Source organism: Larsenimonas suaedae (genome assembly GCF_023712105.1).
Taxonomy (GTDB): domain Bacteria; phylum Pseudomonadota; class Gammaproteobacteria; order Pseudomonadales; family Halomonadaceae; genus Larsenimonas; species Larsenimonas suaedae.
Genome location: NZ_JAMLJI010000004.1, coordinates 432,090 through 457,726 on the forward strand (window position 1 = coordinate 432,090; position 25,637 = coordinate 457,726).

The 25,637-nt window shown below is 58.1% G+C and carries 24 protein-coding genes; 9 read left to right on the forward strand and 15 right to left on the reverse strand.

The features are described from left to right. Window positions 1–22 precede the first annotated feature (22 nt). The 5 genes from infB to pnp all read left to right on the forward strand — a co-directional run bounded on the left by infB (window position 23) and on the right by pnp (window position 6,551). Window positions 23–2,560 (forward strand): translation initiation factor IF-2, encoded by a 2,538-nt coding sequence (gene infB, locus NAT49_RS13840; protein WP_251595199.1) that lies wholly within the window; start codon window positions 23–25, stop codon window positions 2,558–2,560. 12 nt (window positions 2,561–2,572) lie between these two features. Further along, a complete protein-coding gene (gene rbfA / locus NAT49_RS13845; RefSeq protein WP_251595201.1) occupies window positions 2,573–2,968 on the forward strand; it encodes a 30S ribosome-binding factor RbfA in 396 nt (131 codons plus the stop codon). Next, window positions 2,968–3,882 (forward strand): tRNA pseudouridine(55) synthase TruB, encoded by a 915-nt coding sequence (gene truB / locus NAT49_RS13850; RefSeq protein ID WP_251595203.1) that lies wholly within the window; start codon window positions 2,968–2,970, stop codon window positions 3,880–3,882. The genes rbfA and truB overlap by 1 nt, the downstream gene beginning before the upstream one ends. A 79-nt stretch (window positions 3,883–3,961) precedes the next feature. Continuing rightward, window positions 3,962–4,231 carry a 30S ribosomal protein S15 gene (rpsO, locus tag NAT49_RS13855; protein ID WP_251595205.1) on the forward strand — a complete coding sequence of 90 codons (270 nt, stop codon included), beginning with the start codon at window positions 3,962–3,964 and terminating at the stop codon, window positions 4,229–4,231. Window positions 4,232–4,421: 190 nt separating this feature from the next. After that, complete coding sequence (pnp, locus tag NAT49_RS13860) at window positions 4,422–6,551, forward strand: polyribonucleotide nucleotidyltransferase (protein ID WP_251595207.1); 2,130 nt, start codon at window positions 4,422–4,424, stop codon at window positions 6,549–6,551. A 69-nt stretch (window positions 6,552–6,620) separates the two neighbouring features. Here the strand turns inward: pnp and NAT49_RS13865 are convergent, their stop codons facing one another. The 7 genes from NAT49_RS13865 to dksA form a co-directional block, all read right to left on the reverse strand. Next, entirely contained in the window at window positions 6,621–7,796 is a 1,176-nt protein-coding gene (locus NAT49_RS13865) for an acetyl-CoA C-acetyltransferase (protein ID WP_251595209.1), read from the reverse strand. Between the two features lie 108 nt (window positions 7,797–7,904). Beyond that, window positions 7,905–8,753, reverse strand: a complete 849-nt coding sequence (gene panC, locus NAT49_RS13870) for a pantoate--beta-alanine ligase (RefSeq protein ID WP_251595211.1) — start codon at window positions 8,751–8,753, stop codon at window positions 7,905–7,907. Beyond that, window positions 8,753–9,544 carry a 3-methyl-2-oxobutanoate hydroxymethyltransferase gene (gene panB / locus NAT49_RS13875; protein WP_251595213.1) on the reverse strand — a complete coding sequence of 264 codons (792 nt, stop codon included), beginning with the start codon at window positions 9,542–9,544 and terminating at the stop codon, window positions 8,753–8,755. The genes panC and panB overlap by 1 nt, the downstream gene beginning before the upstream one ends. A gap of 68 nt (window positions 9,545–9,612) precedes the next feature. Then, on the reverse strand, window positions 9,613–10,092 hold the full coding sequence (folK, locus tag NAT49_RS13880; RefSeq protein ID WP_251595214.1) for a 2-amino-4-hydroxy-6-hydroxymethyldihydropteridine diphosphokinase: 480 nt from the start codon (window positions 10,090–10,092) through the stop codon (window positions 9,613–9,615). After that, complete coding sequence (gene pcnB / locus NAT49_RS13885; RefSeq protein WP_251595215.1) at window positions 10,089–11,423, reverse strand: polynucleotide adenylyltransferase PcnB; 1,335 nt, start codon at window positions 11,421–11,423, stop codon at window positions 10,089–10,091. The genes folK and pcnB overlap by 4 nt, the downstream gene beginning before the upstream one ends. 812 nt (window positions 11,424–12,235) lie before the next feature. Continuing rightward, on the reverse strand, window positions 12,236–13,117 hold the full coding sequence (gluQRS, locus tag NAT49_RS13890; protein WP_251595217.1) for a tRNA glutamyl-Q(34) synthetase GluQRS: 882 nt from the start codon (window positions 13,115–13,117) through the stop codon (window positions 12,236–12,238). Between the two features lie 89 nt (window positions 13,118–13,206). Continuing rightward, on the reverse strand, window positions 13,207–13,644 hold the full coding sequence (dksA, locus tag NAT49_RS13895) for an RNA polymerase-binding protein DksA (RefSeq protein ID WP_251595219.1): 438 nt from the start codon (window positions 13,642–13,644) through the stop codon (window positions 13,207–13,209). Window positions 13,645–13,902: 258 nt separating this feature from the next. On the opposite strand from dksA, the gene sfsA reads away from it, so the two are divergent. Then, window positions 13,903–14,640 (forward strand): DNA/RNA nuclease SfsA, encoded by a 738-nt coding sequence (gene sfsA / locus NAT49_RS13900; protein ID WP_251595221.1) that lies wholly within the window; start codon window positions 13,903–13,905, stop codon window positions 14,638–14,640. On the opposite strand, the gene NAT49_RS13905 is transcribed toward sfsA, so the two are convergent. The 7 genes from NAT49_RS13905 to NAT49_RS13935 form a co-directional block, all read right to left on the reverse strand. After that, entirely contained in the window at window positions 14,629–15,030 is a 402-nt protein-coding gene (locus tag NAT49_RS13905) for an acyl-CoA thioesterase (RefSeq protein WP_251595223.1), read from the reverse strand. The two genes, sfsA and NAT49_RS13905, sit on opposite strands and share 12 nt — an antisense overlap. A gap of 61 nt (window positions 15,031–15,091) precedes the next feature. Continuing rightward, window positions 15,092–16,480, reverse strand: coding sequence for a hypothetical protein (locus NAT49_RS13910; RefSeq protein ID WP_251595225.1), 1,389 nt, complete (start codon window positions 16,478–16,480; stop codon window positions 15,092–15,094). 3 nt (window positions 16,481–16,483) lie between these two features. Then, a complete protein-coding gene (gene metW / locus NAT49_RS13915) occupies window positions 16,484–17,074 on the reverse strand; it encodes a methionine biosynthesis protein MetW (protein WP_251595227.1) in 591 nt (196 codons plus the stop codon). Then, on the reverse strand, window positions 17,074–18,231 hold the full coding sequence (metX, locus tag NAT49_RS13920) for a homoserine O-succinyltransferase MetX (protein ID WP_251595229.1): 1,158 nt from the start codon (window positions 18,229–18,231) through the stop codon (window positions 17,074–17,076). The genes metW and metX overlap by 1 nt, the downstream gene beginning before the upstream one ends. Window positions 18,232–18,342: 111 nt before the next feature. Then, window positions 18,343–18,933, reverse strand: a complete 591-nt coding sequence (locus NAT49_RS13925; protein WP_251595231.1) for a YggT family protein — start codon at window positions 18,931–18,933, stop codon at window positions 18,343–18,345. A gap of 19 nt (window positions 18,934–18,952) precedes the next feature. After that, window positions 18,953–19,777: a pyrroline-5-carboxylate reductase gene (gene proC, locus NAT49_RS13930; protein ID WP_251595233.1), complete on the reverse strand. Its 825-nt coding sequence runs from the start codon at window positions 19,775–19,777 to the stop codon at window positions 18,953–18,955. An 86-nt stretch (window positions 19,778–19,863) separates the two neighbouring features. After that, a complete protein-coding gene (locus NAT49_RS13935) occupies window positions 19,864–20,556 on the reverse strand; it encodes a YggS family pyridoxal phosphate-dependent enzyme (RefSeq protein ID WP_251595235.1) in 693 nt (230 codons plus the stop codon). Between the two features lie 34 nt (window positions 20,557–20,590). Here NAT49_RS13935 and NAT49_RS13940 point away from each other — a divergent pair, with 34 nt between their 5' ends. Continuing rightward, entirely contained in the window at window positions 20,591–21,592 is a 1,002-nt protein-coding gene (locus NAT49_RS13940) for a type IV pilus twitching motility protein PilT (protein WP_251595237.1), read from the forward strand. Window positions 21,593–21,661: 69 nt separating this feature from the next. Beyond that, complete coding sequence (locus tag NAT49_RS13945) at window positions 21,662–22,798, forward strand: PilT/PilU family type 4a pilus ATPase (RefSeq protein WP_251595239.1); 1,137 nt, start codon at window positions 21,662–21,664, stop codon at window positions 22,796–22,798. Here the strand turns inward: NAT49_RS13945 and NAT49_RS13950 are convergent. Further along, window positions 22,795–23,937: an anhydro-N-acetylmuramic acid kinase gene (locus NAT49_RS13950; RefSeq protein WP_251595241.1), complete on the reverse strand. Its 1,143-nt coding sequence runs from the start codon at window positions 23,935–23,937 to the stop codon at window positions 22,795–22,797. The genes NAT49_RS13945 and NAT49_RS13950 overlap by 4 nt on opposite strands. Window positions 23,938–24,032: 95 nt before the next feature. Here NAT49_RS13950 and tyrS point away from each other — a divergent pair, with 95 nt between their 5' ends. Continuing rightward, complete coding sequence (tyrS, locus tag NAT49_RS13955) at window positions 24,033–25,241, forward strand: tyrosine--tRNA ligase (protein WP_251595243.1); 1,209 nt, start codon at window positions 24,033–24,035, stop codon at window positions 25,239–25,241. The last annotated feature ends 396 nt before the right edge of the window (window positions 25,242–25,637 follow it).

Sequence of the window (25,637 nt, forward strand, 5' to 3'; positions counted from 1 at the left end):
TCACGGGCTCAGGAGGGTCGCAATGGCAGAAACAACAGTTAAGGAATTTGCAGGCAAGGTTGGCCGAGAAGTCAGCCGTCTGCTGGAACAGATGAGTGAAGCCGGGCTTCCTCACAAGTCTGAAAATGATGTGGTCTCCGAAACGGACAAGCAGCGCCTGCTGGATCATCTGACTCAAAACCACGGCGGTAGCCCGGGTCGCGGCAAGAATCGTATTACTTTGACTCGAAAAACCAAGAGCAAGATTCGCACCGGAGATGGCCGTAACAAGACCATCGAAGTGCAGGTACGTAAAAAGCGTACTTACGTGAAGCGCGACGGCGACGGCCAGGAAGAACAACCCGCGGACGAGACTCAGGATACCCAGGCGCAAACGCCTGAGACCTCAGCTCAGGCCGCGGCAGCCGTTTCCGAGTCGACACCGCAGGAAAATGCGTCTTCAGAGCCGAAAACCGGTGAAGCCCCTGCAGCGCCGTCCGAGCCTGAAACAGGCAAAGCGACAGCCGATGATGCGGCCAACATTGATGTTGAAGCGGCCCTTGGCGGAGAGACTACCGATGATGCGCCTGACGCCAACAGTGGCTCAGACGCACCGCCGAAGGAAGGTCGCAGCGACCGTCGCAAGCGAAACGATACTGCCGCACGCAAGACCAGCGGACGTCGTGGTCGACCCGACAAGGAAGACGACGACAAGGGTGACCGTCAGGAGCGCCGTCGCGGTGGCAAGAAGGTCAAGCGTGCCGAACGCCGTGGTTCCCGCCGTGGCGGTGACAACCAGCACGGTTTCCAGCGTCCGACCCAGACTATCGTGCGTGAAGTTGCGATCCCTGAGTCGATCAGCGTCGCCGAACTTGCTGACAAGATGGCCATCAAGGCCAACGAAGTCATCAAGACCATGTTCACCATGGGCGCTGCGGTAACGATCAACCAGACCATCGACCAGGAGACGGCTGCAGTCGTCGTCGAAGAGATGGGGCATACGCCGAAGCTGGTCAAGGAAGATGCTGTCGAAACGGAAATGATTGAAACCATTTCCTACGAAGGCGACTCCGTGACGCGTGCACCGGTCGTGACCGTTATGGGCCACGTCGACCACGGTAAAACCTCGCTGCTCGACTACATTCGTCGCACCAAGGTCGCGACTGGTGAAGCCGGCGGTATCACGCAGCACATCGGTGCCTACCACGTCGAACACGAAACCGGCGATGTCACGTTCCTGGATACGCCCGGACACGCAGCGTTTACCGCCATGCGTGCCCGTGGTGCCAAGGCAACGGACGTAGTCATTCTGGTCGTTGCTGCTGATGACGGCGTCATGCCTCAGACCATCGAGGCTGTCGAGCACGCCAAGGCGGCTGAAGTGCCGCTGGTTGTTGCCGTCAACAAGATCGACAAGCAGGGCGCCGATCCCGATCGCGTCAAGAGCGAGCTGTCCCAGCACGGCGTCATCTCTGAAGAGTGGGGCGGTGACACCCAGTTCGTTCACGTCTCTGCCAAGACTGGTGAAGGCATCGATGGCCTACTCGAGTCCGTGCTTCTGGTCTCTGAAGTACTCGAACTCCAGGCCGTGCCCAATGCACCGGCTAAGGGCGTGGTTGTTGAATCGCGTCTTGATCGCGGTCGCGGTCCGGTTGCGACCGTACTGGTTCAAAACGGCACACTTTCAAAAGGCGACATCGTGCTTGCCGGCCTCAACTACGGCCGTGTGCGCGCGCTGGTCAACGAACTTGGCAAGCAGGTCGACAGTGCAGGCCCCTCCATGCCGGTCGAGGTATTGGGTCTGAATGGAACGCCGGAAGCCGGCGATGACTTCCTGGTTGTTCCGGACGAGAAGAAGGCACGTGAAGTCGCCAACTTCCGCCACGGTAAATACCGCGAAGTTCGTTTGGCGCGTCAGCAGAAAGCCAAGCTCGAGAACATGTTCAGCCAGATGGGTCAGGATGATGTGGCCAAGGTCAACATCGTGCTCAAGGCAGACGTTCAAGGCTCGTTGGAAGCGATCCGAAGTGCTCTTGAAGAGCTCTCGACCGATGAAGTCAAGGTATCGGTGGTTTCTTCCGGGGTCGGCGGTATTACTGAAACCGACGCCAACCTCGCCGTTGCCAGTGACGCCATCGTGATCGGCTTCAACGTCCGTGCCGATGCGGCCGCCCGTGAAGTGATCGAGCGTGATGGTCTGGATCTGCGCTATTACAGCGTTATCTACCAGCTCATCGACGAGATCAAGCAGGCCATGACTGGCATGCTCGCGCCCGAGTGGAAGGAAGAGATCGTCGGTATCGCTGAAGTTCGCGACGTCTTCCGTGCGCCCAAGATTGGTGCGGTTGCAGGTTGTATGGTGGTTGAGGGTACGGTCTCCCGGCACAAGCGAATCCGTGTACTGCGTGAAAACGTGGTGATCTATGAAGGGGAGCTCGAATCGCTGCGCCGCTTCAAAGATGATACTAACGAAGTACGTAACGGACTCGAGTGCGGCATCGGCGTCAAAAACTACAACGACGTTCAGGTCGGCGATAAGATCGAGGTCTTCGATCAGATCAAGGTCGAGCGAACGCTGTAAGGAAAGAAGCTCATGCGAGAGTTCAGTCGTACCGACCGAGTGGGCGAGCAGCTCCAACAGGAGTTGGCCGTTCTTATCCAGCGCGAGGTGAAAGACCCTCGCCTGGGCATGGTCACGGTAAGCAGTGCAAGTGTCAGCCGCGATCTGGCCTACGCCGATGTCTACATCACGGTGCTGGGTGAGGATGATGAGGCGAAGATCAAGCAGAACCTCGACATCCTGAAGCATGCGGCAGGCTTTCTTCGCTCTCAGATTGCGCGTCGTATGTCGCTTCGCCATGCTCCGGAGCTTCGTTTTCATTACGATGCGAGCATTGCCCGGGGGCATCAGCTGTCGTCGTTGATCGACGATGCCGTTGCGTCGGATCGCAAGCGTCAGCACGACGACTCCGAGGAGGAGAACGGCTGATGGCGCGCCGTCGCAAGGGGCGCCCCATCAGTGGGGTGCTGCTTCTGGATAAGCCTTACGGAGTAAGTTCAAACCGCGCGCTGCAAAAGGCGCGCGGTTTGTTTCAGGCTCAGAAAGCCGGTCATACCGGAACGCTCGATCCCATGGCGACCGGACTTTTGCCGGTGCTTTTCGGTGAGGCGACCAAATTTTCCTCACTTCTGCTCGATGCGGATAAACGCTATCAGGCGTCACTAAGGCTTGGTCAAACGACCGCGACCGGCGACGCTGAAGGCGATATCCTGAGTGAGCGGCCGGTGCCGGAGCTTGAGTCTTCAAGACTTGAGCACGTATTGGCGCAGTTTACGGGAGACATCGAGCAGATTCCTCCAATGTACTCCGCGCTCAAGCACGAAGGGCGACCGCTATACGAGCTTGCGCGTGAAGGCCGTGAAATCAAGCGTGCACCAAGGGCGGTAAGCGTTTATCATATTGGGCTGCTTGAAACACGCGAGAGCGGGTTTTCCATCGACGTGACCTGCAGCAAGGGCACCTACATTCGAACGCTTGCCATGGATATTGGTGAAGCGCTTGGGTGTGGCGCGCATCTGAATGCGCTTCGACGGTTCAAGACCGGTCCGTTCGACGCTGAGTCAATGGTGACGCTCGAGGTACTCGAGCATCTATCCGACGATGAGCGGCAAGCCCATTTGCTGCCGATCGATGCGCTTTTGACGCACTTGCCGTCGGTCGAGGTTGACGACGAAAGTGTCGCGCGGTTTCGTCAGGGCCAGGCCCTGGCCTACAATGAGACATATCCATCACAGACGCTGATTCGCGTCTATGATCGAACCCGTACTCTTTTGGGCGTTGCGCTTTTAAACGAAGGGCAGCTGGCGCCCAAACGAGTCATAAACACGGTCGAGGACATCTGAGTCCCGGCGGTGAACGTGAAGACTGCAAATATGCGTGGTCTTCTTCATTCTAGTGAGATGCATATTAACGGAGTTAATCATGGCACTGACTGCACAACAGAAAGCTGACATCGTCAAAGAATTTGGCACATCCGAAAACGACACCGGTTCTGCCGAAGTTCAGGTTGCCCTGCTGACCGCCAACATCGCGGGCCTGCAGGATCACTTCAAGAGCCACAAGCAGGATCACCACTCTCGTCGTGGTCTGATCCGCATGGTCAACCAGCGCCGTAAGCTGCTTGATTATGTGAAAGGCAAGGACTTTGATCGTTATCAGCAGTTGATTCAGCGTCTGGGTCTGCGTCGTTAATAAGCGACGTCCCGCGCCGAGAAGCTCGACAGGCAACCCCTTGGGGTTGCCTGTTCTTTTTTGGGGCCTTGTACCCCGTATCGCGCCCGGCCTCGTGACAGTGACACCGCAGGCAATAGCTTTTACTATGGCCTCGAGTGATAAACGACCCAGGTAAGCGATCTATACATCGACATCGAAGGAATTCAGAGTGAATCCGGTAACTAAAAGTTTTCAGTACGGCGATACGAACGTCACCCTAGAAACGGGCCGTGTCGCGCGTCAGGCAACAGGCAGCGTCCTGGTGACCATGAACGAAACCGTCGTTTTGTGCACCGTCGTTGCAAAGAAAGACGTCAAACCCGGGCAGAGCTTTTTCCCGCTGTCCGTGCATTATCAGGAAAAGACCTACGCAGCCGGTAAGATCCCCGGTGGCTTTTTCAAGCGTGAAGGTCGCCCGACCGAAAAAGAAACCCTGACCTCGCGTTTGATCGACCGTCCGATCCGCCCGCTGTTCCCGAAAGGGTTCATGAATGAGGTTCAGGTTGTCTGCACAGTGTTGTCTGCCGAAAAAGGCCGCGATCCCGACATCGCCGCCATGATTGGTACGTCGGCCGCCCTGTCGATTTCAGGCGCGCCCTTCAGCGGCCCGATTGGTGCTGCGCGTGTTGGCTTTAGCAGTGAAACGGGGTATTTCCTGAACCCGGGCTATGAAGCGCTTGCAACTTCTGAGCTCGACATGGTCGTTGCCGGTACGGAAAAAGCCGTGCTGATGGTCGAGTCCGAAGCCGCCGAGCTGACCGAAGATCAGATGCTGGGCGCTGTGCTTTATGCCCATGACGAAATGCAGTCGGTCATTACGGCCATCAACGAGTTCGTCAAGGAGGCTGGCAAGCCGTCCTGGAACTGGCAGCCGGAGCCGGAAAATACCGAGCTCAAGCAAGCGCTCGAATCCAATTTCGCCGAGGCGGTTGGCAGTGCCTACCGCGTGACGGACAAGATGGAGCGTCAGGACGCACTGTCTCAGCTCCGCGATAAGGCTATCGAGCAGCTGTCCGGTGGTGACAACGCCGAATTCAGCGCTGAAGACGTTTCCGGTGCGTTTGCCGGGCTCGAAAAGCGCATCGTTCGTCGTCGTGTGATCGAAGGCGAGCCGCGCATCGATGGACGTGACACCAAGACTGTTCGTCCGCTCGATATCAAAGTGGGTGTACTTCCTAGCGCCCATGGCTCTGCGCTCTTCACCCGCGGTGAAACTCAGGCCATCGTCTCCACTACACTTGGTACGACGCGCGATTCGCAGCTGATCGAAGGCTTGGCCGGTGAAATGCATGAGCGGTTCATGCTTCATTACAACTTCCCTCCGTACAGTGTCGGTGAAGCCGGCTTTATCGGCTCGCCCAAGCGTCGTGAGATCGGCCATGGCCGTCTGGCCAAGCGCGGTGTTGCGGCTATGCTTCCGAGTTCGGAAGAATTCCCGTACGCGATCCGTGTAGTGTCCGAGATTACCGAGTCCAACGGTTCAAGCTCGATGGCCTCGGTTTGTGGCTCTTCGCTTGCGCTGATGGATGCGGGTGTCCCGTTGAAAGCGCCGGTCGCCGGTATCGCCATGGGTCTGGTCAAGGACGATGATGGCAAGTTTGCCGTTCTGACCGATATCCTGGGCGACGAAGATCACCTCGGTGACATGGACTTCAAGGTGGCCGGTTCTGCCAAGGGCGTTACCGCGCTGCAGATGGACATCAAGATCGAAGGCATCGACGAAGAGATCATGGAGTCTGCGCTCGAGCAGGCGTTCAATGCGCGCCAGCATATTCTTGGTGAAATGAACACGGTCATCGGCCAGAGCCGTACGGAGCTTTCCGATAACGCGCCGGCAATGTCGACGATCAAGATCGATCCCGAGAAGATTCGTGACGTCATCGGTAAGGGCGGTGCCACCATCCGTCAGATCTGTGAAGACACCAAGGCCTCCATCGACATCGACGATGACGGCACCGTTCGTATCTACGCAGAAACCAAGGCCGGCATGAAGGCCGCAGTCGATGCCGTTACGGCGGTCACGGCAGAAGCGGAAATCAATAAGCTCTATCGTGGCAAGGTCGTTCGCATCGCTGACTTTGGCGCGTTCGTCAACATCATGCCCGGTACCGATGGCCTGGTGCACATCTCTCAGATCGTCCCCGAGCGCGTCAGCAACGTGCGTGATTACTTGAACGAAGGCGATGAAGTCACGGTCAAGGTGCTCGACATCGATAACCGTGGTCGCATCAAGCTGACTCTGAAAGAAATCGACGCCGAAGAAAAGGCTGCGTTCGAGGCCTCGCTCAACGCTGAGTGACTAAGGCTTTAATAAAAACCCCGCCAATTGGCGGGGTTTTTTTATGGCTGATGAATCTGTAAAGGGTTCTTAGCGCTCAATGGCAAGTGCCACGCCTTGGCCGCCGCCGATACACAGCGTCGCCAATCCTTTCTTGGCGTCGCGTTTTTGCATGGCGTGCAGGAGTGTGACAAAAATGCGGCACCCGGACGCACCGATCGGATGGCCGAGCGCAATGGCGCCGCCATTGACGTTGATCTTGTCGGTATCCCATTCAAGCGCACGATTAACGCTGATCGCCTGTGCGGCAAACGCTTCGTTGGCTTCGATCAGGTCCAGGTCATTAATTGACCAGCCTGCCTTGGAGAGACAACTCTTGGTCGCCGGTACCGGGCCAAAGCCCATCGTGGCGGGATCAACGCCGGCGCTGGCGTAGCCCGCAATGCGCGCCAGCGGTGTCAACCCGAGTTCCTTGGCCTTTTCTGCGGAGCACAGCATGATCGCTGCAGCGCCATCGTTGATGGCGGAGGCGTTGCCTGCCGTGACCGTGCCGTCTTTCTTGAACGCGGGCTTCATGGCGGCCAGCTTCTCAACACTTACGTCGCGCGGGTTTTCGTCGGTGTCGAACACGACCGGATCGCCCTTGCGCTGGGGGATTTCAACCGGAACGATTTCATCTTTGAAGGCGCCACTGTCGATCGCTGCGCGGGCTTTTTGTTGAGAGGCCGCAGCAAATGCATCCTGATCCTCGCGGCTGATGCCGTATTTCTCGGCCAGGTTTTCAGCGGTAATGCCCATGTGGAAGTCATTGAACGCATCCCAGAGGCCGTCCTGAACCATGGAGTCGACCGCGGTCCAGGGGCCCATGCGCTGGCCCGTTCGAGAGTGCGGCAGTAGGTGAGGTGACAGTGACATGTTTTCCTGGCCGCCCGCGATGATTATGTCGGCATCGCCGCAGCGGATGGCCTGCGTTGCCAGATGGATTGCCTTGAGGCCAGAGCCACAGACCTTGTTGATGGTCATGGCTGGAACCCCGTCGGGAAGCTCTGCCTTGATGCTTGCCTGACGCGCCGGATTCTGACCACAGCCCGCTGTCAGCACCTGACCAAGAAGTACTTCGCTAATGGCGTCGGGGGATACGTGCGTGTCTTCCAGAAGTTGTCGAATGACGCGAGCGCCGAGATCGCTTGCCGGCACGCCAGCAAGCGATCCATTGAAGCTTCCTACTGCGGTGCGCTTGGCCGCAACGATTACCACGTCTTGCATAACAGGCTCCTTCCTATCCTTTGGTCAGCAGTGCCAGTCAAACTGGTCTGCAATTAAGGATAGTCTGATTTTATGACATGCGAGGTGGCGGCCGATCTTTTTCGTGGCTCAGGAAAGCCTGACGTAAAGGTTATCCAGAAGGCGAGTTTCACCCAGGTGCGCAGCGACCAATACAATGGCTGATCGGGTCGTTTCCGATAGTGGCGACAAGGTGGCAGCGTCACGCAGCTCAAGGTAGTCAGGGCGGAAACCAAGCTCGGTCAATTGCTGTAAGCCCCAAGTGATCGTCTCGGAGGTAGGCCGACCGTTCTCCAGTCGCTCCTTGATCGCCTTGAGTGTGTCCGCCAGCCGTGGCGCCTTTTCGCGCTGTTCGGGCGTCAGATACTGATTGCGTGAGGAAAGCGCCAGGCCGTCGGGCTCGCGCGCGATCGGAACGCCCTTGATCACGATTGGTAGATGAAGGTCATGCACCATTTTTCGGATCACGGCGAGTTGTTGATAGTCCTTTTCGCCGAAACAGGCGACGTCGGGGCCTACGATGTGAAACAGCAGACTGACGACGGTTGCGACCCCGTCGAAGTGGCCGGGGCGGCGTGCGCCGCAGAGTCCTTCTGATACGCCGGGAACGTGAACCGTGGTCAGCCCCGATTGACCGTTCGGGTAGAGCGTATCGACGCTGGGCGCGAACACCACGTCGCAGCCAGCCTCCATGAGCTTCAGGCAGTCCGAGTCCAGCGTACGAGGGTATCGGTCGAAGTCTTCGGAGGGGCCAAACTGAAGTGGATTGACGAAGATGGAGGTCACAACGAGGTCGGCCTCGTCGCGCGCTGCCTTGACCAGATCAAGGTGGCCCTGGTGAAGATTGCCCATGGTGGGCACCAGCGCAATGCGTTTTTGCTCGAGCCGTGCCCTGGTCAGCGTCTGTTGAAGATTATCGATATCATGAACGCGTTGCATCAGAAACAGTGCTCCTTGGCAGGGAATGTACGGGTCTTGACCGCGTGATCGTAGGCGCGGAATGCATTGGCAATCGAGGCCTCGGTCGCCAGGAAGTTCTTGACGAAGCGGGGCCGTTTGCCCTGGCTCACGCCGAGCATATCGTGCATCACCAGAATCTGGCCATCGACCTCTGGCCCTGCTCCGATGCCGATCACCGGCACCGAGACCGCCTCCCGAACATCGGCAGCCACCTGGCGTGGAACGCATTCAAGCAAAATGAGTGCAGCTCCGGCGGTTTCCAATACGCGTGCATCTTCGATTAACTTGCTGGCAGCGTCTGAGGTGCGGCCTTGCACCTTGTAGCCCCCGAACGCGTTGACGCTTTGGGGAGTAAGTCCCATATGTGCACATACTGGAATGCCACGGCGTACTAGCGCCTTGATGCTGTCGGCAAGCCAGCCTTCGCCTTCGATCTTGACCATGTTCGCGCCGGCCTGCATCAACCGGGCACTGTTGAGTAGCGTCGACTCAAGCGTTGCGTTGGCCATGAACGGAAGGTCGGCCATGATCAGGCTGCGCGGTCGGGCGCGGGCGACGTTTTTTGTGTGGTAGACCACATCGTCCATGGTGACTGCAAGCGTACTGTCATGGCCTTGCAGCACCATACCCAGGGAATCACCGATCAAAAGCACATCAATGCCTGCAGCACTTGCCTGTGCCGCGAACGTGGCGTCATAGGCAGTGAGGCAGCTGAAGGGCGTGTTGTCTTGGCGGCATTGTTGCAAGAACGACAGGGTCACCGGGGTCATGAGCGCTCCACGAACGTTTCCGAAGGAAAATAAGGGAAAGAGGGTCGCCCGGGCGGGCGGGTCCGTCGTTATTCTAGCAATTTGTCGATAGGCTGGTCGTTGAGCGTCATGGCGAGGTGCTTTACGGACCACTCGCCGATAAGCAGGTCAGGGGCCAGCTCTGAAAGCGGTTCAAGTACGAACGCACGACGGTGCATCTCGGGGTGAGGCAGAATCAATCGGCGGGTGTGCATGGTGGCGTCACTGCACCAGAGCATATCGAGATCCAGTGTGCGAGGCCCCCAGTGTCTTGCCCGCACGCGGCGGTGAGCCTGCTCGATGGCTTGAAGTTGATCCAGAAGGGCCAGTGGCGACAGTTGGGTTTCAAGCTCGATGACGGCATTGACGAAATCGGGCTGATCCTGCGGGCCGACCGGGGCGCTTTTATAAAAGGAAGAGCGTTTTTGAAGCGTTGTCAGCGGTAAGACTTTTAGCGCGGCTATGGCGTTTTCAAGCTGGCAGACGGGCTCGCCCAGATTACTGCCGAGCCCGATATAGACCGTTCTCATGATGAAGCCGGCTTACGCTTGCGCCGACGCGGCTTTCGCTTTGACCCAGGTGTAGACGAGGGGGCCTCACCGCCGCTGACGTCTTCGACCATGGTGCGCTGTTGATCCGGTGTTGCGGTCTGGAAGTCGGTCCACCACTGACCAAGGCCAGACTCGATTTCGCCGGCTTCTTCCCTAAGCAGCAGGAAATCGTAGGCGGCACGAAATCTCGGATGCTCGCGATTTTGAAACGCGCGCTTGCCACGGCGCTTGGGCAGTTTGAACTGGAGCTCCCAGATGTCTCGCATCGGAAAGCTGAAGCGTTTGGGGATCGATGTATGCTTGAGCTGGCGCTGGATGACGTTATGAGACGCCTGCTGGAAAGCAGGCATCTCGGAGGTCTCGTTGTCGATCTGCTGCATTTCAAGCTGTACGGCAGGCCATAGCAGTGCACCGTACAAAAAGGCCGGTGTGACCGGTTTATCCGCATGAATGCGTTGGTCGGTGTTGGCCAGTGCCTGACGAATAAGTGGCGTGGCCCAGTCGAACGCTTCGGTGCTTTCGCTGGTTGCCGGGAACAGCATCGGAAACAGATTCAGCTCGCACAACAGATCGTAGGTCGCACGGGCATAGCCTGACAGAAACAGTTTCAGCACTTCTTCGAAAAGCCGCGCCGACGGGATCTGAAGAAGCAGTGGGGCCATTTCCTGAATGGGCGCACGCGTTGCCGGTTCGATATCAAAGCCGAGCTTGGCCGCAAAACGTACGGCTCTCAGCATGCGCACCGGGTCTTCGCGATAGCGTGTTTCCGGATCGCCGATCAAGCGAATATAGCCGTTCTCCAGATCGCTCAAGCCATCGGCCCAATCGTGAATGGAGAAGTCGTCGATGTTGTAGTAAAGCGCATTGATGGTGAAGTCACGACGTAATGCGTCCTGATCCACGCTGCCCCAGACGTTATCGCGCAGTAATAACCCGTCATCGCTTTGTTGGGCGTTAGGGGTGTCACTGTCCGTGTCATGCTGCCCACGAAACGTCGTTACCTCAATGATTTCACGTCCGAACCGCACATGCACGATTCGGAATCGGCGCCCGATGATGCGTGCGTTCCTAAAAAGATCGTTGACCTGCTCGGGCGTGGCACTCGTGGCAACGTCGAAGTCCTTGGGCGTTTTTCCAAGAAGCGAATCGCGAACGCAACCGCCGACCAGGTATGCCTCGAAGCCGGCTCGATTGAGTCGGTAGAGCACCTTCAATGCGCTTTCGCTGATCATTTTTCGAGATAGCGGATGATCATCCCGGGTTAGTATGCCCGGTGCGGGGGACGTTTTTGAGGGGGGTTGGGTATTCAAATGCTGCTGGCTACCTTGGCGGCGAGAGACGGAGTAAGAATGTATACGCTGTGCCCGTCAGAGTCTAACGAAGCGCCTGTCTGATGCAAGGCTCATATCGTACCCGAGCGGCCTGAGAGGGGAGTTTGAACGTAAAAAGGGAGGCGTAGCCTCCCTTGAATGCGGTTATGCTCGTGTTTTTCTAATGATGGCTTAATGCCCTGAATACGCACCACGGTCATGATTGAGTTGGCATGCTTGTTGGCGTTGTTCTTTGCGCGCCAGAGACCGTCTCGTATTCAAAACAATCTTCCATGCATCACGGCAGGAAAGCTTTTTCTTCGCTTATTATTCTTGGTTCGAAGTTACCGTTTTTCAGTGGTTGTTTTTGGTTGTCTGAAGTCACGGTGCCGTGTCATTGGGCCTTAGTAATGTTGTTTTTATTGTTTGCCGATAACATGCGCACATTTTGTTTTTGTTGGTATGCGTCGTTATCGAGCAGCAGGGATGGTTTTTGTTGTTGGGATCCCTTTATGAAGTCAGCCGCGTTGTTGTTGTTGGACGGTAACGACTTCATGGCCTTCTTTTCTTTTTCTTGGCAAATAGTAAGCATCCGTTGTGCCAGTTTTTATAATTGTTTTATAAAACAGATACTTAATATTGCAGGTTGTCTTTGTCGTTAGCGTGTGTCGCAAAATAAGTCTGTTGGTGTCGTAGCAGTGCTCCAAAATGAAACGGCGTGGTATTAAAACGCCCGATCATGGTGCAGCCTGATCTGGTGTTGCAAAGGGTAACGTACTGGCTCGGCAATGAAACTGAGACAATGGTCTACGTCATGACTCAAGTATAATGTCCTGTCCAGGAAGGCGGTCGGGTGACCAGCGCTCTAGAGCGGCATCGAGCTGATGCCTCACGGGGGCGTTTTGAAGGCTGGGAACAGGCGCCTGATTGAGCGAAATCAGGGCGCGATGTAGTAACTGGCGTACCGCAATGTCGTCGGTCATCAATGCGGGGGCGAGGTTCTGTTTCGACAATTTCTGGCCGTTGGACGCGACCATCAGTGGTAGATGAAGTGTGCGTGGCGGTGTCTTTTCGAGCGCGCGGTACAGCGCGAATTGCCACGGGGTATTGTCTAGAAGATCCGCGCCGCGTACGACGTCGGTGACCCCCTCGAACGCGTCATCGACCACGACAGCCAGCTGATAGGCCCAAAGCCCGTCTCTACGTTTTAAAACGACATCGCCGAGGCTGGATAACTGCCAGTGCTGATGGCCAAGACGGCGGTCGCACCACTCGATGGTGCCCGGCACCCTCGACGTATTGAAACGCCAGGCCTTTGCGCGCTCTGGGTGGCGTGGCCCATTTCGGCACCACCCCGGGTAGACTGTGTGCTCGCGCCATTCCTTGCGCGAGCAGGTGCACGGGTAGGCCAATCCCTTTTCCACAAGCAGGTCGAGCGCCTTTTGGTAGCGTGCGCCGTGCTGGTGCTGCCAGCTGGGTGGGCGGTCCCATTCAAGGCCGAAGGCATGTAGTTGCTCGAGAATGTGTGGGGCGTTATCCGGAGGGCATCTGGGCGGGTCAATGTCTTCGATGCGCACATACCACTGGCCACCGTGAGCCCTGGCATCGAGCCAGCTTGCCACCGCGGATGTGAGAGAGCCGAAGTGGAGCAGTCCGGACGGCGTGGGTGCAAATCGCCCTACGTAGTCACTCATCGGTTCGCCTTGAGGTTTAGTGGATCTTGACCCTTAACGACGAACGCCATGCATAGGCATGGCGTTCATGGGCATCACGGTGTAAGCAATCAACCGCCAAGCTGGCGTTCCTTGAGCTCGGCAAGGGTCTTGCAATCAACGCAAAGTGTTGCGGTCGGGCGGGCTTCAAGGCGGCGAATGCCGATTTCGACCCCGCAGGCCTCACAAAAGCCGTAATCATCCTCATCGATGTTTTCGATGGTCTGGTTGATCTTCTTGAGAAGCTTGCGTTCGCGGTCCCGGGCTCTCAACTCGAGGCTGAAGCTTTCTTCCTGAGTTGCACGGTCAGCCGGGTCAGCGTGATTGTTGGCTTCTTCCTGCAGATGCTGCACCGTACGGTCTACTTCTTCCATCAGTTCCTGCTTCCAGTTCGTCAGGATCTGGCGAAAGTGAGCGAGTTGGTGCTCGTTCATGTACTCCTCGCCCGGTTTTTCTTCATAGGGCGTGAAGGACTTCAAACTTTCTGGATTTTGCTCGGCTACTGCCATGGGATTGCCTCTTGCTGTAATGACTTCAACCGCCAGGCATGGTGGATGGCCCACGAAAGGTAGAGCTATTTAGCCGAATTTCGGGCGAAATGCAATCCCTTGCCACATTCAAACTGCGGTCTCTGTAACCTCATCGACGATCGTGAGAGAGCATAAGATAGAGCCTGCCAGAGCAGCGTATGTCAATGCTCCGCTTATGTAAGCTTAATAGGATATCCTAAGAACTGGTTTGCAGATTGGCAGAGAATTGGCAAAGAAATGCATCTATTAGACTCATTGGTCCCGGGCCGGCTCATCGCGCGCTACAAACGCTTTCTGGCCGACATCGAACTCGATGATGGCACCCTTATCACCGCACATTGCCCGAACACCGGCTCGATGAGGCATGTTGCTCTCGCAGGCTGTCGGGTCTGGGTGTCCAAAAGCGATAATCCCAAGCGAAAGCTTGCCTGGACATGGGAGCGAATCGAGCTGCCAGATGGGGCGCTGGTGTCGGTGCATACCGGGCGTGCCAATGCGCTGGTCAAGGAGGCGCTTAGGGCCGGCCGCATTGTGTTGCCCGAGCCATTTGGCGCGCCGGAGGGCGGGCTGGCCGCCGAAAGCACGCTCAGTGCTGAAGTGAAGCTTGATGATGCCCGGTTGGATTTCATGGTTGAGAACGAAGAGGGGGCACGTCTTTATATCGAGGTCAAACAGGTCACGCTTCAGGAAGATGACGGTATCGGCTACTTCCCGGATTCGGTCAGCCAGCGCGGCCAGAAGCACTTGAAGACCTTGATGACACGAGTGCGCCAGGGCGAGGCCGCGATGCTTCTTTTTTGCGTGGCTCACGAGGGTATCGAGTGCGTCCGCCCCGCCCGGCACCTGGACCCGGTTTACGCGGACCTGCTTCAATGCGCCATCAGTCAGGGCGTAACGGTTGCGGCCTACGGCTGCCACTTCAGTGCGAATCGCATCACGCTCGAACGTCCGTTGCTGGTCGAGTCAGGCCTCTGAGCCGTCATCGAAACGGTCACGAACATAGGTGATCTCGGTTTTGCCGTGAGGTACTGGCGTCCCCTCGTCACCCATGTTCACGAACACGATGTCATTGATGGTTAGAATACTTTTGCGCGTGATCTTGTTGCGCACTTCGCAGCGAAGCGTGATGGAGGTGCGTCCAAAGTGCGTGGCCGTAATGCCGAGTTCTATGATGTCGCCCTGGCGAGCACTGGACACGAAATTGATTTCAGAGATGTACTTGGTCACGACCTTCGGATTTTCGAGCTGGATCACGGCGTAGATCGCTGCCTCTTCATCGATCCACCGAAGCAGGCTTCCGCCGAACAGCGTGCCGTTCGGATTGAGATCTTCCGGTTTGACCCACTTGCGCGTGTGAAAATTCATGCCTTTCTCCCAGTGTTAAGCTGTTTTGACGGAGAAAGCATAAGCGCACGCCGCTACGTCGTCACGTCAGCCAGGGCTCAAGCGCCGGTAATTCAGCACTCATGCGCTGGAGTGCGTCATGGCCGTGCTCGGTCTGGACAACGTGTGACCACCACTGACGGTGTACCGCACGCACGCGCACCCGAACCTGATCGATGCCAAGCACCTGGGCCATGGCGGTTCGGTGCAATCCCTTGTTGATCTTGACCAGCGCGCCGTCGCGATTGACGGCAACACCGATGGTGTCCTTGCCCTGCTCGGCATCAAGGCCAAAGCAGGCCATATCCTCGAGATAGAAACGATAGACGTCGAGAAAGGCAAGAATCTTGTCGATGCTGTCGAGTGCGATGCCCTTGTGAGACGACCGGAAGGGCCGGCCTTCATCGAGCTGGTGGTGGTAGTTCATGAACGTGGACGACGCGCGCAGATCGAGGCGGTGTGCCCAGATATCGGCAATGCGCGTGAACTGGGGAATCGTTCGAAGATCCTTGGTACGACGGTCCCAGTCACCATCCCAGATAAACCGGTTGGCCAGACGCCGCCGCTGCGCTCGAGCCTCTTTGGCAAACGCGACCGAACGTGTGAGTGCGCGTGGGTCAAGCGTGATATCAAGCGACGATCCCAGATGGTTTTCCACGCTGCGGCGTGGCAGACCATCTGCCTCGAGTCGTCCGGCAAGTGGGCCTGCGTTGAGCCACTGAGCGAATAACCCGGTTTCGAGCGGCGTTCCAAGGGTTGATTTCAACCGCTCTCGCCAGGCGTACTGCCAACGCGCCCGACGGACTGCCCAGCGAAGCGACGGCGCGCTCAGCTGCGTGAAGGCGGGATCGTCCATCGGCGCGTCGCCGTGTCGAACCGGCCGATAGGCCGCAACGCCTGAAAGCAGGCGCGACGTGAGCGTATCATCGAGTACCGAGACGGGGTGATCCAGTGGTAATAAGTGCTCTAGGCAGTCAGCGGTCGTGGCGGCTGGTGCGATACCAAGACGTTGGCACAGGGCAAGGCAATCAAGATGAGCGGTTTCGGGCTCGTGTACCGGGCGCCGCGCGTCTAGATTAATCGGTCGCTGATGCTCGATGGCCTCCCGCAGGCAGGCCTGCCAGTGCGCAAGGGCGTCAGGGTCGCGGGCTTCCCACTCGGTTTGAAGGCGTCGAACGGCGATCAGGGCTAACCAATGCCGGGGGCGCCAGTCTGTCTGGCTATTCAGTCGTTGAGCGTTTTTGAGCGCAAGCCATGAAACATCCAGCACGATTTGCTGCGTCTGCGCAGACGTTATCGCTGGAAAGCAGTACGCTGCAATCGCCGACAGCGGCTTCATCAGTAGGGCGCACAGGATTATGGCGCCTTCATCTGTAGCGGCGTTGAGGCATCGATGAAGCTGTCCATCGAGCTCGGCGTGCTGGGTGCTCATGATTTAGCGCTCGATCCTGAAGATGGCAACCTGGCCAAACAGGTTCGGCCAGCGCTGAGCGCTCCAGTGCAGCTGGTGGTCGCCGTCGCCCACTGCACGGTCGATGATCCTGTGACCTTGCCGGTCGCACAGATGGCTGAAGTCCTTGAAGGTCGATAAATGGATGTTGGGCGTGTCGTACCACTCGTGGGGCAGCGATTTGGAGACCGGCATCCGGCCTCGCATCCCCAGGTGCAGACGATGACGCCAGTAGGCGAAGTTCGGGAAGGTGATGATGCATTCGCGAGCCACGCGCAGCATTTCATCGAGCATCAGGTCTGGCCGGCGAAGCACCTGCAGCGCCTGGGTCATGACCACCATGTCGAAGGCGTCATCGACAATGTTGCTCAGTCCTTCGTCCAGGTCCTGTTCGAGCACATTGACGCCCTTGGCAAGGCACGTCGCGATATTGTCCGGCGCAATCTCAAGGCCATACCCCTGTACGCCCTTGTGTTCGGTCAGCGCCGCCAGCAGGGTGCCGTCACCGCACCCGAGATCGAGCACGTGCGCGCGCTCGGGAACCCACTGCATGATTTGAGCAAGATCTGTGCGCATCAGAGAGTTCCTTGATTCAGGTCGCTGTAAATTCGGCGCATGAACGCACCGAACGCCGCCTCGTAGTGGTCGTTGGGCAGCAAAAACGCATCATGGCCATAAGGGGAATCGACGTTGGTGTAGCTGACCGGTTTCTTGGCCTTGACCAGCGCATTGACCAGCTCCCGAGAGCGTTCGGGGGCAAAGCGCCAATCGGTACTGAAGCTCACGACCAGAAAGCGACACAAGGTGTTCGAAAGCGCCTTGGCCAGGTCGTTGTTGTGGCCGCTGGCCGGGTCGAAATAGTCGAGCGCCTTGGTCATCAAGAGGTAGGTGTTGGCGTCGAAGCGGGTCGAAAAGGCGTCGCCCTGGTAGCGCAGGTAGGATTCGACCTGAAACTCGACGTCATAACCGTAATTGAGGCTGTCAGTGCGAAGGTCGCGGCCGAACTTGGCCCCCATCGAGTGCTCGGACAGATAGGTAATGTGGCCGATCATGCGGGCGAGTTTCAGGCCGCGCTTGGGCAGAACCCCGTGCTGTTCGTACCAGCCGTCATGGAACTCGGGGTCGGAGCGAATCGCCTGGCGGGCGACCTCATTGAACGCGATGTTCTGCGCGGAAAGCTTGGGGGTCGCCGCGATGATCGCAGCGTTGGCGAGCCGCTCCGGGTAGGTAATGGGCCACTGAAGCACCTGCATGCCGCCAAGGCTTCCGCCCACGATGGCGGCAAACCGAGTGATGCCGAGCCGATCGGCCAGAAGGGCCTGACTCTTGACCCAGTCCTCGACGGTCATGATCGGGAAGTCGGGGCCCCAGCTTGTGCCGGTGTCCGGGTTGATGGACTGCGGGCCGGTCGAGCCATGGCAGCCGCCGAGGTTATTGACGGAAATGACAAAGAAATGCCGAGTGTCGATCGGTTTGCCCGGGCCGATGTAGCTGTCCCACCAGCCGGGCTTGCGGTCATCCAGATGGTGGTAGCCGGCGGCGTGATGATGACCCGACAGCGCGTGGCAGACCAGTACGGCGTTGCTCGCGGTGTCGTTGAGTTTGCCGTAGGTTTCATAGACCAGTTCGAAGCCCGGCAGGTGCTTGCCGCACGCCAGGTGAAAATCGGTTTCAAAGGTAGCGGTCTGGGGCGTGACCAGCCCCACCGAGCTCGAAAGCGTTGTGTCGGGCATCGTGGCGTCAAATCCGGTTGAATCAGAATCGGCGAGAGCCGTGCATTGAGGCGGGGTAATGTAGCATAGGATGCGCCCGACAGTGAGCGTCGGGCGCGAAGGGTCGGTCGGTTAGAAGCCGATCAGAGCGCCAACAGGGTAGCCGGCCGCTCTGGCCAGTGAATTGACAACCAGGCCATCGAGCAGGTTGATCAGCAGAAACAGCACGATCGGGCTGAGATCAAGCGGACCAAGCGGTGGAATGATGCGACGAAGCGGGGCCATGACCGGTTCGGTGATCTGGAAGACCAAAAGTGCCCCGGGATGATTGGCCTGCGGCGCGACCCAGCTCAAGATGATCAGAATGATCATGGCGAAGAAGTAGATCTTGAGGATCGCGTTGATGACACCGGCCAGTGCGCCGATCAGCAGGCTGACCGCTGGCGGCATGCCCGCGCCTGCGATCCAGAGCACGGCAATGATGCCAAGCGCCTTGACGATCATGCCAACGATGAGCGTTGCCACATCGAAGTTGCCCATCGGGCGAATCACTTTCTGGACCGGGGCCACGACCGGCGAGGTCGCTTTCACGATGCCCTGGCTGATCGGGTTGTAATAGTCGGCCTTCGAGAAGTGCAGCAGAAAGCGCAGCATCAGCACGAAGAGATATAGGCTGATCAGGGTGTTTATAAGCATCAGCCCGGTGTTGCCTAGGGTTCCCATGGTGTAGCTCCGTCAAGAATTAAAGTGATCCGAACTCATCGGACATGTCACTGGCACGCTCTGCACAGGCGCGGGTAGCGTCATCGAACATGGCTTTGATTCCGGCGTTTTCGAAACTGAAAACGGCCTGCTCGGTAGTACCTTTAGGTGACATGACGTTGCGTTTGAGTTGCGCGGGGTCCTGGTCGCTGTCGCGGGCCATCTTGGCGGCGCCGAACGCGGTCTGGATGGCCAGGCGTCGAGCGATCTCAAGGGGCAGGCCTCGATTGACGCCCGCGGCTTCAAGCGCCTCCAGAATCAGAAAGAAATAGGCCGGGCCACTGCCAGACACCGCAGTGACGGCGTCCAAAAGTGACTCTTCCTCGACCCACTCAACGATCCCGACCGCTTCAAGAAGGCGCGTGGCTGTCTCCCGCTGTTCTGCGCCGACGCGGGCATTGGCATACAGCCCCGAGGCGCCTTCGCCGACCAGTGCTGGTGTGTTGGGCATACAGCGAATGATGGCGTGGCCGCCGCCGAGCCAGTGATCGAGCGTATCGACCTTGAGTCCGGCCGCGACCGAGACGATGACCGGCTTGTGGCTCAGGTGCTCGGCAAGCGGTGCACACACGTCCTTCATGATCTGTGGCTTGATGGCCAGCACGACGACATCAGCGTCACGCACGGCCTGGGCGTTATCGGTGGTGGTGTTGATCGCGTAGCGCTCTTTAAGGGCGTCGAGCTGACCCTGATCCGGGCTTGTGGCCGTGATGTGATCGGCTGGATAGCCGCTGTCGATCAGACCGCCGAAAATGGCGCTCGCCATGTTGCCGGCGCCGATGAACGATAGCTTCTGCGTTGTCATGAGCCTTCCTGAAACAGTCGAATGGGGTGGCAAATGCGGGCTACCTTACCGCGAATCGGGAGCCGATGGCAGCCGGCTCGTGGCCCTCATCTCGCACCGAAGATGGCCGATCCCACGCGCACCAGGGTCGCGCCTTCGGCGATGGCGGCTTCAAGGTCGCCGCTCATCCCCATCGAGAGTGTGTCCAGTGGTTGGTTGGGGTGGCGTGCTTTCAGCGATTCGAACAGCTCGCGAAGGCGTGAAAAGGGCTTTCGCTGTTCAATGAGCGTCTCTGATGGGGCGGGCAGCGCCATCAGGCCGCGAAAGCTAAGTCTTGGCAGTGTGATCAGGGTTTCGGCAATGGCGTGTACGTCGTCGGGGGCGGCGCCGGATTTCGACGCTTCCCCACTGATATTGACCTGAAGGCAAATGTTCAGCGGCGGCAGGTGATCGGGTCGATGATCATTCAGTCGGCGCGCGATTTTCAGTCGGTCGACCGTATGACACCACTGAAAGGCCTCGGCCACCGCGCGGGCCTTGTTGGACTGCACGGCGCCGATGAAATGCCACTCGATCGCAAGGTCGGACAGGGCGTGCTGTTTATCGAGCGCTTCCTGGAGATAGTTTTCGCCGAAGGCGCGCTGACCGGCCTCGAAGGCGTCTCTGAGGTCGCGCTCCGGCTTGGTTTTGCTGACGGCCAGGAGGTGGGCGTCATCGTGCGGACGCCCGGCATCGACCAGGGCCTGCTCAAGTCGCTGGCGGACCGCGACGATATTGGTTGAAACGGATGATTTCGACATACGACAGCCCTGTAGTGGCAATGGACACCTTCGCATGGATATTACCGAACTGCTTGCTTTCTCAGCAAAACAGAACGCCTCTGACCTTCATCTGTCGGCTGGGCTTCCACCGATGATTCGAGTCGATGGGGATGTGCGACGCATCAATGTGCCGGCGCTTGAAGACAAGGATGTGCGTCGACTGACCGATGCGGTCATGACCGACCAGCAGCGTCGTCAGCTTGATGCCGAGTTCGAGGTGGATTTCTCGTTTGCGCTGGCCAACGTGGCGCGCTTTCGAGCGAATGTCTTCCTGCAGGACCGAGGCATGGCCGGCGTATTTCGCATGATTCCGGATAAGGTGCCTTCAATGGATGAGCTGGCCTATCCGGATGTATTTAGAAAGCTTTCCGGCATCAAGAACGGTCTGGTGCTGGTAACCGGGCCGACCGGCTCGGGCAAGAGCACCACGCTTGCGGCAATGCTCGATTACATCAATGCAAGCCGTTATGAACACATCCTGACCATCGAGGATCCGATCGAGTTCGTGTTCGAGCCCAAGCGCTGTCTGATCAGCCAGCGGGAAGTCGGTCGGGACACCAAAACGGTAGCGGCGGCTCTGCGTGCGGCGTTGAGAGAAGATCCGGATGTGATCATGGTCGGTGAGCTGCGGGATCTCGAGACCATTCGCTTGGCGCTTACGGCGGCCGAAACCGGCCACGTGGTGTTTGGCACGCTGCATACAACATCGGCGGCCAAGACCATCGACCGTATTGTCGATGTCTTCCCGGGCGATGAGAAAGCGGTCGTGCGATCAATGCTGTCCGAGTCGGTGCAGGGCATCGTTTCCCAGCAGCTTTTGAAACGCATCGGCGGCGGTCGGATCGCCGCGCATGAAGTGCTGGTGGCGACGCCTGCCATTCGAAATCTGATTCGCGAGAACAAGGTCTCGCAGATCTACTCTGCCATCCAGACCGGCACCGCCAGCGGGATGCAAACCATGGAGCACGCAGTGACCCGCCTTAAGCAGCAAGGGCTGGTGGTGTATGACGACTGAGTGGGCGGTGTCTGCCGAGTGGGGAGTGTCTGGAAAGAGGGCAGTATGGGTCATGATAGGGACGTCGCCGTGAGTATCGCCGATAAAGGGCTTCAGAAGCTGCTTGATTTCATGAACGACCATCAGGCGACGGACCTGTTCGTGTCACCCGGGGCGGCGCCTTGCGTCACGTTGAACGGCGTCATGACCGCACTCGGGCACGAGCGGCTTGATGTCGAGCGCGCCGAGGCACTGGTGCGCGCCGCGATGACGGCCGCGCAATGGGAGCGTTTCATAAGCGAGCATGAAGCGAACTTTGCACTCAGCCTGCCGGGAAAAGGCCGGTTTCGGGTCAGTGCCTTCTATCAGCGAAGTCAGGTGTCGATGGTGGTTCGACGTATTCGCTTCGATATCCCGGAGCTCGAGGCGTTGGGAGTGCCATCAATCCTGAAAACGCTGGTTGGCGCCAAACGAGGGCTGATTTTGTTGGTCGGCAGTGCGGGCAGCGGCAAATCGACCACGCTCGCCGCTCTGGTTCAGGAGCGAAGCCGGGCCCACGGGGGCCACACCATTTGCATCGAAGACCCGATCGAGTATGTGCACGCGCATCAGGGCGGCATCGTCAGCCAGCGCGAGGTGGGGCTTGATACCGAGTCGTTCGAGGTCGCGCTCAAGAACGCCTTGCGTCAGGCGCCGGACGTGGTCGTGATCGGCGAGATCCGCACGCGTGAAACGCTTGAATATGCATTGGCGTTCGCCAATACGGGCCATCTATGTCTGGCGACAATGCATGCGGCGAACGCCGATCAGGCGCTTGAGCGGATGGTGACGTTCTTTCCCGGGGAGCGCCACGATCAGATTCGTATGGATCTCTCGCTCAACCTTCAGGCCATCGTCGGGCAGCGGCTACTGCCGACATCGGGCATGCGTGACCGGTCGACCCAGCGGGTGCTGGCCTGCGAAATACTGACCCTTTCGCCGTTGGTGGCCACCCTCATACGCGAGGGGCGCATTGATGAAATAAGAGAAGTCATGCGGCGCTCAAGCGCGCAGGGCATGGCCACCTTCGATCAGGCACTTTTTGCGCTGGTCAAGCGCGGCGCAATGAGCCAGGCGGTGGCGTTGGCTCATGCGGATTCGCCATCCGATTTGAAGCTGATGTTCACACTCGACAGCGGTAATACCCCGGACGGCAGCAGTGGCGGGCTGTCGCTCGAGGAGTTTTAAAATTGTGGGGCCGTTACCGTGCCGAGCACGCGAGGGCCCTTGGCACCGGTAACTTCAGGCAGATTGCCCGGGCGGTGATTGAGCCGCTGCCAGGCAAGCCAGGCGAAGGCGCAGGCTTCCAGCCAGTCGGGCGACCAGCCAAGCGTTTCGCATTCGCAGAGCTCGATCGGGTCAAGGTGCGCGGCAAGGCGATTCAGTAGGAACGTGTTGTGGGCGCCGCCGCCGCAGGGAATCACGCTGGCGCGGGGCTGCGCATGGGCCGGGATCTGGTCGTATATTGCCTCCGCGATCGTTCGCGCCGTCAGCTCCAGAAGTGTTGCCTGCACGTCGTTCGGGGCGACTGAGAATGGCTTCAGGTGCGTGTCGAGCCAGTTTTGATTGAAATATTCGCGCCCGGTGCTTTTTGGGGGGCGCCGCTTGAAGAACGGGTCGCTCATAAGCGTTGTAAGCAGGGCGTCATCGATGTTGCCCGTTCGGGCCCATTGGCCGTGTTCATCGAACGGATGCTGACGATGTCGGTGATGCCAAGCGTCCATCAGAACGTTGGCGGGGCCGGTATCGAAGCCGCGCACTGGTCCTTCGCCGGGAGGCGGCAGCACCGTGATATTGGCAAACCCGCCCAGGTTGAGCGCGACGCGCCAGCGGTTTTCATCACTGAACACCGCGCGATGAAAGGCCGGCGCCAGCGGAGCGCCCTGGCCGCCGGCAGCAACGTCTCGTCGTCTGAAATCGCTGACCGTGCGACACCCGGTCAGCTCGCTGAGAAGATGGGGGTTATCCAGCTGATAGGTGAATGGCGGCTCGGCCTCGGGCTGGTGCTCGATGGTCTGGCCATGACTGCCCAGTGCGAGAATATCGGTATGCTGCAGCGCATTGCGGCGCAGAATCTGGGTGACGGCCTCGGCCTGAACTGTACAAAAGGCGTGTTCTGCCTGTGCAAGTTCAATGAACGACGGTTGTTTGGTATCGCACAGCTCAAGCAGTGCGGTACGAAGCCCCGGCGGCATGGGCAGAGCAAGCGCATCGACGAAGCGAATGCTGTCTTGCTGACACCAAAGCAGTGCTGCGTCGATGCCGTCCAGGCTTGTTCCGGACATGAGTCCGATGCAATAGCCATCAAGGCCTGCTGGGTTAGTCATGAATCGCCTCTCTTGCCCATGGTATGATCTGCCCACTTTATAGGGATCCTTCTCGACGTCCTAACCTCGATTTCTAAGGGAGAGTGTGGGTAACCATGGCTGATGTCTCTGAAGCGCTGTCAATCATCAAGCGCGGTGTGCACGAAATACTGGTCGAAGATGAGCTGGTCAAAAAGCTCGAATCCGGGCGTCCTCTACGGGTAAAGGCGGGGTTTGATCCTACGGCCCCGGATCTGCACCTTGGCCATACGGTCCTTTTGAACAAGATGCGCCAGCTGCAGGATCTTGGGCATGAGGTCATGTTCTTGATCGGAGACTTTACCGGCAGTATCGGTGATCCCTCCGGTAAGAGTGCGACGCGAAAGCCTCTGACCGAAGAACAGATCATGGCCAATGCGCGTACCTATCAGGAGCAGGTGTTCAAGGTGCTCCATCCGGAGCGCACAAGAATCATGTTCAATTCCGAGTGGATGGGGAAAATGTCGGCCGCCGACATGATCAAGCTCGCGGCTCAGTCTACGGTTGCGCGCATGCTTGAGCGTGATGACTTTGAAAAGCGCTATCGCAGTAATCAGCCCATCGCCATTCACGAGTTTATCTATCCACTGGCGCAGGGCTACGACTCGGTGGCCATGGAAGCCGACATCGAACTCGGCGGAACCGATCAGAAGTTCAATCTGCTGATGGGGCGTGAGCTGCAAAAGCATTACGGGCAGTCTCCCCAGGTCGTGATCACCATGCCCCTGCTTGAGGGGCTGGATGGTGTACAGAAGATGTCCAAATCGCTGGGCAACTACGTCGGCATTACTGACCGTCCCGGTGAAATGTTCAACAAGATTGTTTCCATGCCCGACAGCCTGATGTGGCGGTACTTTGAGCTGCTCTCCCTCAAGCCGATGGACGAGGTCAAGGCGCTGATGGCTCAAGTGGATGAAGGTGCCAATCCTCGTGATATCAAGATCGAGCTGGCGCGAGAGCTGGTGGCTCGTTTCCATGACGAAGAGGCCGCAGCCAACGCCCACAGGTCCAGTGGCAATCAGTTGGCGGAAGGCGAGCTTCCTGAGGATCTGGAAGAAATCAAGCTAACGCTCGAGGATATGGACGTTGCGCCGCTTGCGATGGTCTTGAATCGTGCTGAGCTTGCCAAGAACGGCGCTCAGGCTAAGGATATGCTCAAGCAGGGCCGCGTCTGGGTCGACGGTGAAAAAGCGGATGCCGCGACGACGCTCAACGTCGATGGCTCTGGATACGTGATCCAGGCAGGTAAAAAGCGTTATGCGAAAGTGTTCTTGTCTAATAATTAAATGCACAGTCGAGCGCTTTCGCAGGTTGTATCGCTTTTGTTGCAGTAATATTTCCTGGGAAAAGCGTTTGTACACATATTTTGAGCGATAGGGTCAAAAAAAGTTGGACAAGGTTATTACGCTCACGGTATAGTTAGATCACATCGAAGGCGAGGCAGGACGCTTCCAGAACTCAAGGATGGGTGTTCGATGTAGCCCCAATGATCAGGAAGATCGCTAAAGGCAAGGATGCCGGGGCATAAATTTAGGAGAGGCAGGGAAAGGACTTCTCTGCTTCTCTGCTTCTCTGCTTCTCTGCTTCTCTGCTTCTCTGCTTCTCTGCTTCTCTGCTTCTCTGCTTCTCTGCTTCTCTGCTTCTCTGCTTCTCTGCTTCTCTGCTTCTCTGCTTCTCTGCTT

Coding starts and splice junctions, on each gene's coding strand:
- infB (WP_251595199.1), top strand. CDS start 23: ATGGCAGAAACAACAGTTAAGGAATTTGCAGGCAAGGTTGGCCGAGAA.
- rbfA (WP_251595201.1), top strand. CDS start 2,573: ATGCGAGAGTTCAGTCGTACCGACCGAGTGGGCGAGCAGCTCCAACAG.
- truB (WP_251595203.1), top strand. CDS start 2,968: ATGGCGCGCCGTCGCAAGGGGCGCCCCATCAGTGGGGTGCTGCTTCTG.
- rpsO (WP_251595205.1), top strand. CDS start 3,962: ATGGCACTGACTGCACAACAGAAAGCTGACATCGTCAAAGAATTTGGC.
- NAT49_RS13865 (WP_251595209.1), bottom strand. CDS start 7,796: ATGCAAGACGTGGTAATCGTTGCGGCCAAGCGCACCGCAGTAGGAAGC.
- panC (WP_251595211.1), bottom strand. CDS start 8,753: ATGCAACGCGTTCATGATATCGATAATCTTCAACAGACGCTGACCAGG.
- panB (WP_251595213.1), bottom strand. CDS start 9,544: ATGACCCCGGTGACCCTGTCGTTCTTGCAACAATGCCGCCAAGACAAC.
- folK (WP_251595214.1), bottom strand. CDS start 10,092: ATGAGAACGGTCTATATCGGGCTCGGCAGTAATCTGGGCGAGCCCGTC.
- gluQRS (WP_251595217.1), bottom strand. CDS start 13,117: ATGAGTGACTACGTAGGGCGATTTGCACCCACGCCGTCCGGACTGCTC.
- dksA (WP_251595219.1), bottom strand. CDS start 13,644: ATGGCAGTAGCCGAGCAAAATCCAGAAAGTTTGAAGTCCTTCACGCCC.
- sfsA (WP_251595221.1), top strand. CDS start 13,903: ATGCATCTATTAGACTCATTGGTCCCGGGCCGGCTCATCGCGCGCTAC.
- NAT49_RS13905 (WP_251595223.1), bottom strand. CDS start 15,030: ATGAATTTTCACACGCGCAAGTGGGTCAAACCGGAAGATCTCAATCCG.
- NAT49_RS13910 (WP_251595225.1), bottom strand. CDS start 16,480: ATGAGCACCCAGCACGCCGAGCTCGATGGACAGCTTCATCGATGCCTC.
- metW (WP_251595227.1), bottom strand. CDS start 17,074: ATGCGCACAGATCTTGCTCAAATCATGCAGTGGGTTCCCGAGCGCGCG.
- metX (WP_251595229.1), bottom strand. CDS start 18,231: ATGCCCGACACAACGCTTTCGAGCTCGGTGGGGCTGGTCACGCCCCAG.
- NAT49_RS13925 (WP_251595231.1), bottom strand. CDS start 18,933: ATGGGAACCCTAGGCAACACCGGGCTGATGCTTATAAACACCCTGATC.
- proC (WP_251595233.1), bottom strand. CDS start 19,777: ATGACAACGCAGAAGCTATCGTTCATCGGCGCCGGCAACATGGCGAGC.
- NAT49_RS13935 (WP_251595235.1), bottom strand. CDS start 20,556: ATGTCGAAATCATCCGTTTCAACCAATATCGTCGCGGTCCGCCAGCGA.
- NAT49_RS13940 (WP_251595237.1), top strand. CDS start 20,591: ATGGATATTACCGAACTGCTTGCTTTCTCAGCAAAACAGAACGCCTCT.
- NAT49_RS13950 (WP_251595241.1), bottom strand. CDS start 23,937: ATGACTAACCCAGCAGGCCTTGATGGCTATTGCATCGGACTCATGTCC.
- tyrS (WP_251595243.1), top strand. CDS start 24,033: ATGGCTGATGTCTCTGAAGCGCTGTCAATCATCAAGCGCGGTGTGCAC.